The following is a 16,264-nucleotide window of genomic DNA, read 5'->3' as shown; positions in this document are numbered from 1 at the left end:
GATGCATGGCCCCAGTGGTATAGTGGAAGAAGGCAAAGAAACGGGAGGTCTTTTACATGTCTAAAGAACATTGGGATAAGAGATTTTCAGATCAGGATTTTGTATACGGGAAAAACGAAAATGAATTTTTGAATAAAATGAGCGGCATTCTTCCTGCATCTTCACAAGTAGGCTGCTTTGCTGAAGGAGAGGGCCGGAATGCGGTCTTTCTAGCGAAACAAGGACACAAAGTTACCGCTTATGACCATTCCCGGGTTGGCCTGGAAAAGACAAAAAAATTGGCCGAAGAAAAGGGCGTACATGTCGAAACGGTTGAAATGGACCTGACAGAGCAGAAGGTAGAAAAAGGCCAATTCGATGCAGCGGTCATGATTTTCGGGCATGTGCCTGAAAAGGATCAGCCTTTTCTATTCGACAGCATGATCGGTTCGTTAAAGCCGGGCGGCTATTTGATTGTTGAAGTCTACTCGAAGGATCAGCTGCGGTACAAATCGGGCGGTCCCGATTCAGAGAAGCTGATGTATGATCCTATCGATGTCCTTCAATGGATCAAGCCTTATACATGTCTGCATTTTTACTATGGGGAAGAAGAAGTGAACGAGGGCAAACGCCATACTGGCAGAGGGCATGTCATTCAGTTAGTTTTAAAAAAAGTGATTGAATCATAATAAGGTGAACAATCGAAAAAATGGCACTTCTCTTCTGGAGGAAGTGCCATTTTTGGTTTTTTTAACAGCTTTCGATTTCAAAATCCTCAATCGGCCACCACATATTTCCGTCTTTTTCAAGCAGTTCATCGGCTTTAGCAGGCCCCATCGATCCAGATGCATAGTTGGGGAAATCGGGTTCCGGATTCTCCTTCCAGATGCGCGCGATGGCATCCACGAATTTCCAAGACAGCGCCACTTCATCCCAGTGGGTAAAGTTGGTTGTGTCACCGACCATGCTGTCAAACAATAGTTTTTCATATGCTTCTGGTGTATTCATTTTGTCGCTGCTTTTATTGCAATAGTTCAAGCGAATTGGAGTAGTGCCATTTTTGCCTGATTTCTTAACATTCAAGTGAAGGGTAATCCCTTCGTCTGGCTGGATATGGATGACAAGCAGGTTTGGATTCAACTCTTCCTGCGGATTATAATACAGATTCATCGGTATATCCTTGAACTGTACGACAATTTTTGTTGATTTGGTGGCCATTCTCTTACCGGTACGGATATAGAAAGGCACGCCAGCCCAGCGGAAGTTATCGATTTTCAGCTTGCCGGCTACATACGTTTCTGTGTTCGACTGTTCATCGACCATCGGTTCCTCGCGATAGGAAGGAAGGGATTCGGAGCCGGCTGTTCCCGGTCCGTATTGGCCTCTGACAAAATTTTCAGCCAATTCTTCATCTGAATAGGCTCGCAGTGACCGCAGCACACGCACTTTCTCGCTTCTGATTTCTTCCGTCGTTAAACTGATCGGAGGCTCCATAGCCAATAGAGCTAGTATTTGCATCATATGATTTTGGAACATATCCTTCAAAGCGCCGCTCTTATCATAATAGCGCCCCCGTTCTTCCACTCCCAATGTTTCACTGGACGTGATCTGGATATTGGAGATATAACGGTTGTTCCATAATGGTTCGAACATGGCGTTCGAAAAACGAATCACTTCAATATTTTGGACCATTTCTTTTCCTAGATAATGATCAATACGGTAGATTTCATCTTCTTCAAACGAATTCCGTATCATATTGTTCAGCTCTTGAGCTGATTCAAAATCATGGCCGAACGGTTTTTCGATGATGACACGCTTATAGCCTTTAGTATCCGTTAAACCTGACGATTTTAAGTGATTGCTGATTAATCCGAAGAATTCAGGCGCCATCGCCATATAGAATAGGCGGTTTCCCTGTAATTGATATTTCTTGTCCATTTCTTCGGCAATCCGCTTAAGGTCTGCATATGATTCGGTATCCGATACATCATGAGAATGATAATAAAAATGTGTCGCAAAACGCTTCAGATCATCCAATTTGACATTTTCAAGCGCGGACTGGACAGAATCCATGATATTTGCTTGATATTGTTCTTGGGTCAGCGGGCGTCTCGCTACACCTATCACGGCAAAGTGCTCATTGATTTTTCCTTTCCGATATAAGCGGAATAAGGATGGATACAATTTGCGCATAGCCAAATCTCCGGTTGCTCCGAAAAGCATGATTAGTGATGTAGGTGGCTGTTTCGTATTCATGTTACGACCTCTTTTCTTAGGAATTCCGGTAAGCAGCATTCTTCGCTTAGCTACCAAATTGGCTTTATACGTTCAGTTTATTTGAAACATTCACTCATATTATATCGCTTTGGAAGCAGAAAAGAAATTTACATCCCTTATCTTTTCTTTGATACAATTATTTTGGCACTATAAAGTACCGCCATAAGGTTATAAAGCTTAAATAATCGTTTAAAAGGAAATAGTGGAATACTATAGAACGTTATTTAATCAGGGGGGTTGCATGTGAATTTTGTATTTTTGGGGACAGGGGCCGGCGTCCCTGCCAAAAAACGCAATGTCTCTTCTGTGGCATTGCAATTATTGGAAGAGAGAAAAGCGGTATGGTTGTTTGATTGCGGGGAAGCCACTCAACATCAAATTCTCCATACGCATGTAAAACCGAGCAAAATTGAAAAAATCTTTATCACCCATTTGCATGGTGACCATATATACGGGCTGCCCGGTTTGCTGAGTTCCCGTTCTTTTCAGGGCGGAATCAGTGATTGCACGGTTTACGGACCGAAGGGAATTAAAGCCTACATTGAGACCTCTCTTCAAATCAGCGGCACGCATCTGAAATATAAGCTGATCATCGAAGAGATTGAAGAAGGCTGTATTTTTGAAGATGATACTTTCATGGTGGAAGCGGCCAGACTGGACCATGGAATCGAATGCTTCGGCTTCCGGGTTGTGGAGAAAGACCGCCCCGGCGAGCTGATGGTGGACAGGCTGAAAACGCTCGGCATCAAGCCTGGCCCGATTTACAAACAGATTAAAAATGGCGAGACCGTGCAGTTGGAGGATGGCCGGATTGTCGACGGCAAAGAATTTGTCGGAGAGCCAAAGAAAGGGCGAGTCCTGACGCTATTAGGCGACACGCGCACTTGTGCAAATAGCAAAAAACTCGCCGAAGAATGTGATTATCTGCTGCATGAAGCGACATTTTCAGCGGACAGCGGGGACATGGCGTATGAATACTATCATTCAACGACTGCCCAGGCAGCGCGGACAGCTAAAGAAGCAGGCGCCGGCCAGTTGATTTTGACGCATATCAGTTCGCGTTATTTACCTGAGGAAATTCCTTTGTTGCTGGAAGAAGCCCGTGCTATTTTTCCTCAAACGATCATAGCGGAGGATTTTTTGCAGGTCGAATTGAATAAAGAGAAGCAATGAGTAAAAAACGCCTGCAGGGATGATGGCCGCAGGCGTTTTTTCTTATAGATATTTTTCGGCGATATGGACAAGGCAATCGATGAACAAAGGGTCATCATTAGCAGCGGGAAGGTAGTGGTATTCCTTGCCTCCTGCTTTGCTAAAGATGCTTCTGTGTTCGTCTTCAAGTTCTTCCAATGTTTCCAGGCAATCAGCTGCAAAGGCAGGAGCCATGATTTGAACATGCGTTTTTCCTTGCCCGGCCAGCTGCTTTAGGATATCTCCAGTTGAAGGAAGAAGCCATGGCTCCTTGCCAAACTTACTTTGAAAGCTCTCGACAATATCCAGATGCGGCAATTGTTTCTTCACTGCCTCTGTCGTTTTCCTGCACCGCTTGGGGTAATCATCGCCTTCGTCGGCATATCGCTGCGGGATTCCGTGATAGGAAAGAATAAGGGCATCCGGCTCGCCATATTTTTGGGTGCATTCTATACTTCTTTGGGAGAGAAGCCGGATGAAATATTCATTGTCCGGAAAGTCACGGACAAAGCATAATTCCGGCATGCTGCGCCAGGTTTTCAACACCCTGCAGACATGGTCGAATACGGATGCTGTCGTTGTGGAGGAATATTGCGGGAACAACGGCAGCACGATCAGTTTTTCCACTCCCCATTCTTTCAGCTCCGCAAGTTTGGATGTGATGCTGGGTTGGCCGTAATTCATTCCCAGCAAGACTTTGACGCCTCTATCTTTCAGTCTTTCCTGCAGCATGCGTTGCTGGTTGACGCTGTGAACCATGATGGGCGAACCAGCGCTGGTCCATATTTTTTTATAGAGGGCAGCTGATTTTTTTGGACGGGTACGCAGTATGATGCCATGAAGGATAGGCTTCCATTTATAGCCTGGCATATCGATGACCCGCCGGTCGCCCAGAAATTCCTGTAAGTAAATCCGGACATCCGATTCTGAAGGGCTTGCGGGCGTACCGAGATTCGCAAGTAGAATAGCTGTTTTTCTCATCCTGTAATGATTCCTCTCTTATGATTGATACCTTTATTTTATCTTATTGCAGGGCGGTGGCCGGTTGTAGATATTGCTTCTTTGTGAAGGGAATATATAGTGTAGAAATAAAGAAGGCTGGAGCTTTGTGCTCCAGCCTTCGCCCTTAATTGCTTGCGTAGCTGTATAGGGAATCTACGTTATAGCCTTTCTTTTGGTAATAATCGAGTATACCCATGTAGATGGCACCGGCCGCTTTTTGGCGGTAGTCCGGGTTGTTCAGCTTATCAAAATCTTCTTTACGATCCAGGAATCCAAGTTCAGTAAGGACTGCAGGCATCGAGTTTTCCCGTATGACGTGCAGATCTCCATTTTTGATGCCGCGGTCTTTCATATCCAGCGCTACAGTCAATCGATCTTGGATGAATTTCGCCAATGCCATGCTGTCGGCTACATGTGGATTATAGGCACTGGAAGAATAATAGTAGGTTTCGGCGCCTGTGCCTTTTCCAGCATTGGAATGGATGCTCACAAAAATGTTTGCTTTAGCCTGTTTGGCAAAGGCCACGCGATCCCTTAATTCAGGGAAAGTATCATTTTCACGCGTTAATTTGATATTGAAAGGCGTTTTTAGTGCGATTGCCTTTAATCTAAGTGCTACATCAAGGTTGATGTCTTTTTCTTTTACTTTGTTTAGCCCAATTTTTCCGGTATCCTTGCCGCCATGGCCGGGATCGATGACGATTGTTTGGGAAGAAAGCGGGCTTGATGGGGTACCGTCTTCGTTCGGCGTGTCATCGGCGCTTCCTCCTGTTGTTGGCAGAGGATTTACGGATAAATAGCTGTCAAGAACGAATCCGGTAATGCCGCTATCCGATTTGATATAGGTCCAACTGCCGGCTTGATAGGCTGTCGCCACCCGGTCCTGGATATTCAGTTTGCCGCTGATACTATAGTTTGTGTTCGGGCCTGTCCGGACATTTAAATTTGCAGTGTTTACATATTTCACTTTGTTGAAGGATACACTGTGATTGGTTCTGAGATCGGCATTGATCGCTCTCGCTAAGAATATTGCTGTCGTTGCCCGGTCGCTGGTTCGGTTAAAGCCGAATGTACCGTCTTCCACACCGGAGTCGATGCCGCGGTTTTTAATGGCTTGTGCCGCCCCTGATGAAGAATTGCCGAAACTGTAATCGAACGCTTTACAAATCATAATGGCCATTTCGCCGCGGGTTACGAGGCCGTTAGGTTTGAATGACCGATCGCTGTAACCGGAAATAATATTCTTGTCGACTGCTGACTGGATATAACCGGAAGCGAAATTGGCGCTGCCTACATCTTTGAATACTGTTTTTCTTTTGTTTCCGTTCAGGTTCAATACGCGGCCAATCATGGCAGTGGCTTCTGCTCTTGTTACATTGGCTTTGGGATTGAATTTGCCTGATATGTCTCCGCTTACTATTTTTCCTTGAGCAAGGTATGTAATTTCATTGAATGCTTGATGGCCAGCAGGTATATCGCTGAAGATTACAGCGGCATCTGCCTTGGAATGCCCGGCAATCAGGATGCCAGAAGCCATTACTAGCAGGCTGAGACATAGTTTCAATACAGCTTTCATTTATATATAATACCTCCCATACTTTTCATTAGTTTCCATTTTATCACAAATAACGACAACTTGATGGTAATTTTTTCCGATTCAGTCTATTTATCTGTCATTTAATTCCATTTTAACTAACACTAAGACTCCCGCATCAATGCGAGAGCGAGAATGGAAAATGCAAGTGGAGTATCAAGCGCCAGTAAGAATAAAGACGGGCAGTCGTGATTTTAGGCAACAGTAAATGTTATACTGGAACAATAGAGTGCTCCTGAATAGTCAGGAGAGGGGATGGACTAGCTGAAAGCCGTTTTAATCGATCAGGAGGGAAAATATGAAAAAACCAACAGAAGCAGAAGCCTACAAAATACTGCAGCAGCTCGGCATTTCTTATCAACGCGTAGACCATGAACCCATTTTTTCAGTCAAAAGGTATGATGCTGTTTTGCCCGGACCTCAGGTGAAAAATCTTTTGTTGAAAACAAAAAAAGGCAAAGCGTTTTATCTGGTTATTTTACCTGACGAAAAAAGTGCGGACTTGAAACAACTGGCAGCTGGATTGAATTGCTCCCGCTTGTCTTTTGCCACACCGGCAGAGCTAGATGATCTATTGGGTTTGCAGCCGGGAACGGTCACCCCGCTGGCCCTTGCGCACGACAGCAACCATCGAATTCAGGTGGTGATCGATAGCAGCATTGACCGAAATGATACCGTCGGCTTCCATCCAAACATCAATACGACAACGTTGATTCTATCCTTCAAAGATTTTGAGCGGTTTCTCGATTGGGCAGCGCATCCACCGCTATATAGTGCATTATAGTAACTCAAAAAAGGCAATCTTCCTTGGTTGGAGATTGCCTTTAAATATTTATCCATTCTAACTGGCGTTAAACTACCGCTTCAACACAAGAGCGAAAGACCAATAGGAAATCAAACGACAGGTATGAAAGATTGGTGAGTGATGAATGAACGCCCCCTAATCGCCCTTGAACGTTTTTACCAGCCTCTTTCGTATTGGACGGGAGGGGTGATTTCCGTATGCAATTCCGCTGCTGCTGTTCTCGGCCAATAAGGGTTTCGAAGCAGCTCGCGCCCCATGAAGATAAGGTCGGCACGGTTATTTTGAAGAATTTCTTCAGCCTGCACAGCTGAAGTAATAATACCGACGGCGCCGGTTGGAATATCCGCTTCATTGCGGATGACATCACTGAATGGAACCTGGTAGCCGGGGAATGCCTGAATCTTAGCGGGAACAACCGCACCAGAGCTGACATCTATCAAGTCGACGCCATCTTCTTTCATCCATTTGGCAAATGAGACATAATCTTCAGGGGTCATTCCTTCCTGATGATAGTCATTCGCCGATATACGGACGAATAGAGGGCCGTCCCATTCTTGCTTCACGGCCTCAATGATTTCCTTGACGAGGCGGTAACGGTTCTGTTCACTGCCGCCATACTTGTCTGTCCGCTTATTGGCAAGCGGGGACAGGAATTCATTCAGCAAATAGCCGTGGGCGCCATGCAGTTCAATAATGTCGAAGCCCGCTTCTTTGGCTCGCCGCGCTGCTGCTTTGAAGTCAGCAATTGTTTGGTTGATATCATCTACAGTCATAGCGGCAGGCGTTTTATAGGATTCATCGAAAGCCAAGGCGCTGGGCGCATAAATTGTGCCGTCCACTGTTGCTTTGCGTCCTGCGTGGGCGAGCTGGATTCCGGCCTTGGCCTCATTGCTGTGAAGGATACGGACAATATGAGATAGGCCTTCTATATGCTTGTCATCCCAGATGCCTAAATCCTGCGCAGAGATGCGCCCCTGTGGAGAAACCGCTGTCGCTTCCAGGATAATTAAGCCTGTGCCGCCTACAGCCCTGCTTCCGTAATGGACAAGATGCCAATCTTCCACAAAACCTTGTTCATTGGTTGCGCTGTACATGCACATCGGCGACATAACAATCCTGTTTTTTAATGTAACATCTTTAATAGTAAAAGGTGTGAATAGTTTTTTGCTCATTGATAACGCTCCTTTTGATAAACATGGAGAATAGAAAATGTTCTGCTGCTTCTTTAATGAATGCTAAGTTTTGTAGCAGCGTGTAAGTATGGAGACTTAGCGTTAAAGAGAACACTGGCTAGTCCAAACTTTTCCCTCTCTTATTCAGTTATAAACAAACGGTGCGATCTAGGCAAAAGAGAAGCACTTACAATTTTGTCAATTTTTCATCCATTTCCATCGCTAGCTTTTCACCCATCCGCTTCGATTGCTTGGCTGCTTCCGTAATGCAGTTGATGAAAGCCTGTTTGACCTCTTCGGATTGCAGGATTTTTATTCCCGCTTCAGTTGTCCCTCCCGGAGATGTCACCTCTTTTCGCAGTTGCCGGGGTGTTTTTGGTGAATTCTTCAGCATTTCCGCTGCGCCAATGATTGTCTGCAGGATTAAGTCTTTTCCTTGTTTTTGCTCAAGGCCGATTTCGGCAGCTGCGGCTTCCATGGCTTCGACAAGATAATAGATATAAGCCGGGCCGCTGCCTGATAAACCGGTCACGGCATCGAGCTGATCTTCATCCACAATTGATACCGTTCCGAATGTTTGCAGAAGCAAAATGATTTGCTGCAGTTGATCCGCGGAGACAAAACGATTATGTGCCAGGGCAGTAGCCGATTTGCCCACAGCAGCGGAGGTATTGGGCATACAGCGGACAACAGGATTGGCTTGGCCGACGATCCGTTCAATGCTTGTGATTGAAACCCCAGCGGCAACAGAAAGGATGAGCATATCCGGTGTGATCGATTCCCTTATCTCAGACAATGCTTGAAAAACGTCTTTTGGCTTGACGGCAAGCACGATGATATCCGCGCTGTCCATTAATTCTTCATAAGAGGAGGCAGGTGTTACGCCATACGTATCCTGCAAGAATGCCATTCGTTCAGGATTGTGGCGGTTCTTCACGAAAATCGATTGTGGCTGTACAATTCCTTGGGTGGCCATGCCGGAAATCATCGCCTCAGCCATAGAGCCGCACCCTAAAAAAGATAATTTCATTTGTTAATTTCCTCCTTTAAAAATTGGTTGTAAGTAAATAGCAGCTGTTGCCGCTGTAACCAGTAAAATCTGCGGATACTGAAAATATAAAAGCCCTTCGTCCTATAGAAAGGACGAAAGGCTTTGCTTCCGTGTTACCACCTTTGTTCATCCTTTCAGTGAAGCAAAAGGATGCACTCGATATCCTATATCGCCGGACGGACGTTCAGGTTTTCCTGAAAGCTCATGGGGCAGGTTCATAAATAGAGAGGATATACGAACCTTCCAGCCTTTGGGTTCATTTTCTGGCTATCATCTATTCATTACTATTCCCATTCATCGCTTTACTATATGAAAGGTTTTTTATCGATTATGAAGGAAGGCGGATAGGGTGTCAATAGCAAATGAAGCAATGTGGAAATCCATAGGTTAATTGGAACAACTCAGACGGAATATTGGAATAAAAATCCTGCAATTGCATGACTTTTTGTTTTCGTAGTAGTAAACTTATGATCATACATGAATTGTTATTCATAATTTATGATAATAAGGTGAGATAAAATGACAGAATGGAACAATGATCTTGCACGAATCGCCATCCCGACCCCTTTTGCTGTTGGAGATGTAAACGCCTTCGTTCTGAAAGGCGATGTATTGACCTTAATCGATACAGGGATCAAAACACCTGAATCAGAGGAAGCAATTAAGGCAGGTTTGAAAGCTCTAGGTTTAACAATGAGAGATATCGAACAAATCATTATTACCCATCATCACGTCGACCATGTCGGAGGGGTGGATTTTTTTCCGGAGAATATTCCTTTCCTCGGCCACACCAATAATAATCCTTGGCTTGAAAATAGCGAACAATTTACCGGTGAATATGTGGAGTTCTTTTTAGCGCTGGCAAAGGAAATGGGCGTTCCCGACAATTATCGTTCCCTATTCGGCAGGCTAAAGAATAATTTGAAAGTCCATAGCTCACGAGTCCTTACGGGAACGTTGAAGGAAGGCGATGAAATTCCGGGCCATCCTGGCTGGACGGTCCTAGAAACGCCAGGGCACGCAGAAAGCCATATCGTCCTGTTCAGAGAAGAGGATGGGGCTATGTTTGGCGGGGATTTACTGTTGGCGAAAGTATCTCCTAATCCATTGATCGAACCCCCGATGGAAGAAGGGCAATCGCGGCCAAAATCGCAGCTGCTATTGAATCAATCGTTGCGGAAAATCGCTGGTTTGCCGCTTGGCGTCGTTTATGCAGGACATGGGAATCCAATCACTGATCCTAAGCCTCTTATAGCTAAACGGCTACAATCACAGCATGAACGCGCTATGCGGGTCTATGGATATCTGAAGCAGCAGCCAACCACTGTATTCGAGATGACAAAGATCTTGTTTCCGAAGAAGTATGAAAATCAATTTGGCCTTACGTTGTCCGAAACGTTGGGACAGTTTGATTATTTGATGGATTCCGGCCTTATTTTCGGAGAAGAAACACCAGACGGAACTATTTACCATACGAAGCAGTAAAGATTGGGAAGTGCTCCTTCCGCCGGAGCGTTCCGCCAATTTAATGATGTGAAAGGTATGAGGATCGGAAAAGATGCGCCACGGCAGCAGGATTGCCGGAGACGCATTTTTTTGTTAGCCTGTTTTATTGAATCATGTAGAGCCGGAGATTCAAATAAGCTGTTATTTTAAGAGCAGAGGATGGTAAAATGGAAGAAGTACATAAAAGGCAGTTTTTGAGGTGAAATAGTGATACAGCTAAAAGGTAAAAATATAGTGATTACCGGCGCTTCTTCCGGTATCGGGGAGAGCCTTGCCTATAAAGTAGCAAGGGAGGGCGCCCGTCCGATTCTTCTTGCCCGTTCTGTTGAAAAACTGAAGGACATTTGCCGGTCGCTGAATGAGACATACGGAGCAGACAGCATCTGGTTCCAGTTGGATGTCGGCAATAGGGGCGACATCGGCCGGGTGTTCAAACAGATTGAACAAACTGTCGGGACGATCGATATACTTGTAAATAGTGCAGGATTCGGCATTTATGAGTATGTGGCCGATGCAGATCTAGCCGATTACGAAGAAATGTTTTCCGTCAATGTATTAGGTACGATTGCTTGTACAAAAGCCGTACTGCCGCAGATGATCGGCCGCAATTCAGGCCATATCATTAATATTGCATCGCAAGCAGGCAAGCTTGCTACTCCAAAGTCAAGCGGCTACTCGGCAACCAAGTTTGCCGTTCTCGGTTTTTCGAATAGCTTGCGGTTGGAGTTGATCGAAACAGATATTCACATTTCCACTGTGAATCCTGGCCCAATCGACACCAATTTCTTTGAACGTGCGGATCAATCCGGGACATACCAACAAAAAGCCAAGAAGATGATGATGAGCACAGACTATGTCGCCGGCAAAATCGTCCGGCTTATGCAGCATCCCAAACGAGAATTGAATCTGCCCCGTTGGATGAATATAGGGAGTGCGATCTACAATCTCATCCCCGGTTTCGTTGAGAAAATAGCAGGCAAAAAATTCAATATGAAATAATACTGCATGAGACCTCTTAAGCCTGCGGATGAACATAGAGGTGAAGTAGATGAAAAAGATAGCATGGGTAACAATGCTGATCCTTTTGCTGGCGGGTTGTTCCCAGAAAGCAGTCCACCGGGGCACTACAGGATTCATTACACAATTTGTCAAAGACGACCAAGTGCTCATCGGTGATGTAATCTATGAAATTGGCCATGATACCCAACTTCAGACAAATGAAGGAGAAGCACTGAAGAAAAATGACTTGCGGTTAGGCATGAAAATCCAGCCCTTTTACGAGGGTGATATAAGCCAGGCATTTCCAAGACGTGCTCGTGCCAAAATGCTCCAGGTCCAACAAGAACCGGCGGATCTGCAGGAATCAGCCATGATTGTCAATGTGCTCAGCCAGCTTAGGCATAATAAAGATGAACATTTTATCGTTACCAATGTCATCCATAAACCGGATGAGGATGCCTATGTCATGGATGTCATGAGGCGGTCAAACGTGGACATTGGTTTTAAGATTACGGTTGATGAACATAATTATGAAATTTTATTTATGGAAGCTTAATAGGGCCTATGCAAAGGAGGGAATGTGAATTCTCCTCCTTTTTTCGCGTAGCCCACACTTTGGGGTATTTGCTGTTTTCTTTCAGCAAAGCCTTGAAACGGATGATCCATGCCTTTATCCTTTCCTTATTTTGTCATATTAATATAGCTTATTTGAAGATTAAGATGTTGCTAGAAAGAGTGTTTTACTTCAAAGAGACTAGGGAACATAGTCATTAGATGAGCAATACAACGAGGGAGGAAAAAGCAATATGGGAAAAATGACAGCTGGCATGGCTTTAGTGAAAACGATGGAAGAATGGGGAATCGACCATGTATATGGAATGCCAGGAGACTCCATTAATAATGTGGTAGAGCAGTTGCGCAAGGAAGAATCCAACGTGCAATTCATTCAAGTGCGGCATGAAGAGACGGCTTCGCTGGCAGCGGCAGCCTATACAAAAATGACCGGCAAAATCGGTGTCTGCCTCTCCATAGCCGGACCAGGTGCTGTCCATCTACTTAATGGGATGTATGATGCCAAAATGGACGGAGTGCCTATGCTTGTTCTGGCTGGGCAAGTGGAATCGTCAACATTAGGAAGACAATATTTCCAGGAAATCAAGCTGGAGAGCATCTTTGAAGATGTATCCGTCTATAACCAACAAATAACGAGCGCTGAGAGCCTCCCCGATGTGGTGAACCAGGCAATACGTACAGCGTATGCTAAAAAAGGGCCCGCTGTCTTGATCATTCCTGATGATATCCCGACACATAAAATAGAGAAGGAAACGAACAATACCTCAAATGCCTATAGTATTCCGCACATCTTTCCCGAGGAAAGAAAGCTGCGGATGGCTTTGGAAAAAATAGAGAACAGCAAACGGCCTGTCGTGCTAGCAGGCTTCGGGGCCCGCTTTGCCCGCCAGGAATTAAAGCGTTTCTCGGAAACCTTCGGGGCGCCGGTTATAGTGACTCTTCCAGGTAAAGGCGCATTGCCCGACACGGATTTAAGCAATCTGGGCAATTTGGGGCGCCTTGGTACGAAACCGGCCTATGAGGCGATGGAGGAAACTGATCTCCTTATCATGATTGGAACCAACTATCCGTACCGCGACTATCTACCCCCTAACGCTGAAGCAATCCAGATTGACCTTAAACCGGAAGTCATCGGCAATCGCTATCCCGTCAACTTAGGATTAATCGGCGATTCCCGGGGGATTCTTGCCTGGTTCAATCAACACGGCAAGCCCACAACCAATCGCACATTCTTAGAAGCGTGCCGCAAGAATATGCAAAATTGGTGGAAGCAGATTGAAAAAGAGGAAAGCAATACAAGCACTCCAATCCAGCCAGAAGCAGTCATGCCGTATATTCAAAAATATGCCGATCCTAATGCCGTGCTTTCAGTGGATGTTGGAGAAGTGACGGTGTGGACGACTCGGCATTTCCGTGCAGTCAACCATACATTCGCTTTTTCCAGCTGGCTTGCGACAATGGGATGTGGACTGCCTGGGGCGATTGCCGCTAAAATCGCTTACCCCAACCGCCAAGCGATCGCTATTTGCGGAGATGGAGGATTTGCTATGGTTATGCAGGATTTCATCACTGCTGTCAAATATGACCTGCCCATCACGGTTATCATCCTGAACAATGATATGCTTGGCATGATCAAATCCGAACAGGCTGTTAAAGGCCATTTGGAATACGCGGTCGATCTTCAGGACTTTAATTTCGCAAAATTCGCCGAATCATGCGGAGGGGTAGGCTTCAGAGTCGAAAAATATGAAGAATTGGAGGGCGCCTTTTCGATGGCCAAACGGGCTGGACGTCCTGTGATCATCGACGTCCGCGTCCAAGAGAAACCGCCGCTTCCAGGGAAAATCCTATTGCCTGAAGCTATAGGTTATTCAAAAACAGCCATGAAGAAATTCTTTACGGAAGGATCATTCGATATGCCGCCGCTCAAGAAAAGTATAAGCCGTTTATTGTGAGTAAAAGTATAACAAGTAAAGCCAGATGCTTCATAAATAAGCATCTGGCTTTTTTTGATGCAAAATTGGCAACATTTTCTTATTTAATAAAAATATTGAAACTTTTTCCATATTCTGTAGTCTATATATTAACAGAGTTAGAGGGAGGCTTAAGGATGGATATTGAACAGCTGGCGGCCAAAGCGGCGAAGGGGGAGGATGAGGCCTTTCTTGCATTGCTTCACCATTATAAAGGAATGCTGTACAAAACAGCATTAGTCTATCTGCGAAACGAAGATGAAGCGTTGGAGGCCCTTCAGGAGGTGACTTTCCGGGCTTATAACCATATTCATACACTGAGAGAGCCGGCTTACGCCAAAATATGGCTGCTCCGCATGATGATGAACTATTGCCATGACCAGGCAAAGCGCAAAAAAAGAATGATTGTCAGCGAGGAGCTTGCCTATTCGATGTCCGGAAATATGTCCCACGAGCAGATGGAACTGCTCGATGCCATGGAAGCATTGGACCAAAGATCACAGGAAATCTTAATGATGAAATATTTTCAGGACCTGAAGATTTCAGAAATTGCAAACATATGGAAAAAACCGGAGGGGACCATCAAAACATGGCTGAGCCGTGCGTTGCGCTCCCTTCGTCTTTTGTTGGATGAAAAAGAAGGGAGGGAGACGCCATGGAAAAAGAAGAAGCACAGTTAAATAGAATGAAAGAGACATTGGACCGATGGGAAATCCCTGGAGAAAATCTTGACCAAGCTATTTTGGCAGGCTACCAGAAAGCCAAAAAGGAAAGGCGCAGACAAACAAGAAAAAAATACCGGCTTATTGCTGTATTGGCCGTCGCTTTCATTTTCCTTTCGTTTGTTTCGTCCATTTATCATTCCTCCGCATTTGCCGACTATCTATCGAAGCTGCCCGGCATGGAGCCATTTGTTGAATTCTTCCGTGATGACAAAGGGCTTACGGCCGCCGTAAAGAATGAGTATCAGGAAATGATCGGACTTTCTCAGAAAAAGAATGGGATTACCATGACGATTGACTCGGTAATCAAAGATGAAACCGGGATCATCTTCTTTTATTCGCTTGTTTCCGATACAGACCGCGGTCCGGTGGAGGTGGAAAATAAGGGATTATTGCATCCGGACCGTAAGGAATTCGAGAATTATTCGTTCAATATAGGGTACGATTTAGAAAAAATGGAAGCTGGCAAAAAGTATGCGGACAGCAAACATTATTTTTTTACTTCTCCCTTCAAAGACCATACTTTTCGTTGGTCTGTTGATGTAAAGGGGAAGGGCTACAGCGAACATTTTGAGTTTGCAATTGAACTTTCAAAAAGCCATGCAAAGCCTAAAAAATATCAATTGGAGAAGGAATTCAACTTCGCCGGCCAGCGGGTTCTTCTTCATTCTGTTTCTGTTTCCCCGATCCTGACTGATATCCACTTGGAGGCAGACAAAGGAAATAGCAAACGGATTCTCAACTATGGAGATATACATTTGGTAGATGAAAAAGGGGAGACCTGGGGAAAGGATCCAGGTGGCCTCATAGGACGGGGGAAGGCCTGGGGGAAAGAATATCATCGGTATTTGCAGAGCAATTATTTCAAGGAGCCAAAAAAGCTCTATCTGGTCATCACTAGAATGCAAGCGATTGATCGAGAGAAGGCGAATTTGCAGATTGATACAAAAACAAAAGCCATTCTTAAGGCACCGGATCAAAATATCAGAGATTTACAAGTAATAGGCGATACCATTTCGATGAAATACCTGTCGCCAAAGGTACTAAAAGAAGGAATCTCTTTCGGCCAAGTGTATGATGCGACAGGGAAAGAAATCCAAGTCTCATCTTCCTCCTCCAGTGTTGGTACAAAAGAAACGGATCTTTCCATCATTCTGGAACCTGGACAGACGTTCGTGAACCCATTAAATATCGAATTCGGCGGTTATCCTAGCTGGATCGAAGACTATGTGAAAATCCGGATTAAATAAAAAATGTAGATTGATGAGGGGGACGCTTGGGCCTTCTCCGGCATTCAGCATCTATTTAGGCTCTTGCTGATTGATTTTCTGTTTATTTATGGAACTTCTAAAAAGATCGCCAATCTACGATAACAGTTGATGTAAACGAAAAACGGCAGCCGCTCAATTTTGCCGTTTTC

At 45.0% G+C, this 16,264-nt stretch carries 14 protein-coding genes and 1 other annotated feature; of the genes, 9 read left to right on the top strand and 5 right to left on the bottom strand.

Annotated features, from left to right (window positions below; translation table 11 throughout):
• Positions 1-56: 56 nt before the first annotated feature.
• Positions 57-668 carry a class I SAM-dependent methyltransferase gene (locus BN1765_RS13800; protein ID WP_050615674.1) on the top strand — a complete coding sequence of 204 codons (612 nt, stop codon included), beginning with the start codon at positions 57-59 and terminating at the stop codon, positions 666-668.
• A 61-nt stretch (positions 669-729) separates the two neighbouring features.
• Here BN1765_RS13800 and zwf read toward each other — a convergent pair whose 3' ends face one another.
• Positions 730-2,235, bottom strand: a complete 1,506-nt coding sequence (gene zwf / locus BN1765_RS13795) for a glucose-6-phosphate dehydrogenase (protein WP_050615673.1) — start codon at positions 2,233-2,235, stop codon at positions 730-732.
• Between the two features lie 264 nt (positions 2,236-2,499).
• Between zwf and rnz the strand changes: the two genes are divergently transcribed.
• A complete protein-coding gene (gene rnz / locus BN1765_RS13790; protein WP_050615672.1) occupies positions 2,500-3,429 on the top strand; it encodes a ribonuclease Z in 930 nt (309 codons plus the stop codon).
• A gap of 42 nt (positions 3,430-3,471) precedes the next feature.
• Here rnz and hemH read toward each other — a convergent pair whose 3' ends face one another.
• Positions 3,472-4,428 carry a ferrochelatase gene (hemH, locus tag BN1765_RS13785; protein WP_050615671.1) on the bottom strand — a complete coding sequence of 319 codons (957 nt, stop codon included), beginning with the start codon at positions 4,426-4,428 and terminating at the stop codon, positions 3,472-3,474.
• A gap of 145 nt (positions 4,429-4,573) precedes the next feature.
• Entirely contained in the window at positions 4,574-6,025 is a 1,452-nt protein-coding gene (locus BN1765_RS13780; protein ID WP_050615670.1) for an N-acetylmuramoyl-L-alanine amidase, read from the bottom strand.
• 316 nt (positions 6,026-6,341) lie between these two features.
• Between BN1765_RS13780 and BN1765_RS13775 the strand changes: the two genes are divergently transcribed.
• Positions 6,342-6,827: a prolyl-tRNA synthetase associated domain-containing protein gene (locus tag BN1765_RS13775; protein WP_050615669.1), complete on the top strand. Its 486-nt coding sequence runs from the start codon at positions 6,342-6,344 to the stop codon at positions 6,825-6,827.
• A 176-nt stretch (positions 6,828-7,003) separates the two neighbouring features.
• Here BN1765_RS13775 and namA read toward each other — a convergent pair whose 3' ends face one another.
• Both namA and proC read right to left on the bottom strand, forming a co-directional pair.
• Positions 7,004-8,020 carry an NADPH dehydrogenase NamA gene (namA, locus tag BN1765_RS13770; protein WP_050615668.1) on the bottom strand — a complete coding sequence of 339 codons (1,017 nt, stop codon included), beginning with the start codon at positions 8,018-8,020 and terminating at the stop codon, positions 7,004-7,006.
• A gap of 187 nt (positions 8,021-8,207) precedes the next feature.
• Positions 8,208-9,050: a pyrroline-5-carboxylate reductase gene (gene proC, locus BN1765_RS13765; RefSeq protein WP_050615667.1), complete on the bottom strand. Its 843-nt coding sequence runs from the start codon at positions 9,048-9,050 to the stop codon at positions 8,208-8,210.
• A gap of 106 nt (positions 9,051-9,156) precedes the next feature.
• Positions 9,157-9,378, bottom strand: a binding site (T-box leader).
• Between the two features lie 212 nt (positions 9,379-9,590).
• Between proC and BN1765_RS13760 the strand changes: the two genes are divergently transcribed.
• The 6 genes from BN1765_RS13760 to BN1765_RS13735 all read left to right on the top strand — a co-directional run bounded on the left by BN1765_RS13760 (position 9,591) and on the right by BN1765_RS13735 (position 16,094).
• A complete protein-coding gene (locus BN1765_RS13760) occupies positions 9,591-10,556 on the top strand; it encodes an MBL fold metallo-hydrolase (protein WP_050615666.1) in 966 nt (321 codons plus the stop codon).
• Between the two features lie 225 nt (positions 10,557-10,781).
• Positions 10,782-11,576, top strand: a complete 795-nt coding sequence (locus tag BN1765_RS13755) for an SDR family NAD(P)-dependent oxidoreductase (protein WP_050615665.1) — start codon at positions 10,782-10,784, stop codon at positions 11,574-11,576.
• Between the two features lie 49 nt (positions 11,577-11,625).
• On the top strand, positions 11,626-12,132 hold the full coding sequence (locus BN1765_RS13750) for a hypothetical protein (RefSeq protein ID WP_050615664.1): 507 nt from the start codon (positions 11,626-11,628) through the stop codon (positions 12,130-12,132).
• Positions 12,133-12,382: 250 nt separating this feature from the next.
• Positions 12,383-14,104, top strand: a complete 1,722-nt coding sequence (locus tag BN1765_RS13745; protein WP_050615663.1) for a pyruvate oxidase — start codon at positions 12,383-12,385, stop codon at positions 14,102-14,104.
• Positions 14,105-14,259: 155 nt separating this feature from the next.
• Positions 14,260-14,802, top strand: coding sequence for an RNA polymerase sigma factor (locus BN1765_RS13740; RefSeq protein WP_050615662.1), 543 nt, complete (start codon positions 14,260-14,262; stop codon positions 14,800-14,802).
• A complete protein-coding gene (locus tag BN1765_RS13735) occupies positions 14,778-16,094 on the top strand; it encodes a DUF4179 domain-containing protein (RefSeq protein WP_050615661.1) in 1,317 nt (438 codons plus the stop codon). The genes BN1765_RS13740 and BN1765_RS13735 overlap by 25 nt, the downstream gene beginning before the upstream one ends.
• Positions 16,095-16,264 lie beyond the last annotated feature (170 nt).

It is taken from the genome of Bacillus testis, assembly GCF_001243895.1.
GTDB lineage: Bacteria > Bacillota > Bacilli > Bacillales > DSM-1321 > Bacillus_AD > Bacillus_AD testis.
This window is presented reverse-complemented; position numbering and strand designations above follow the sequence as displayed.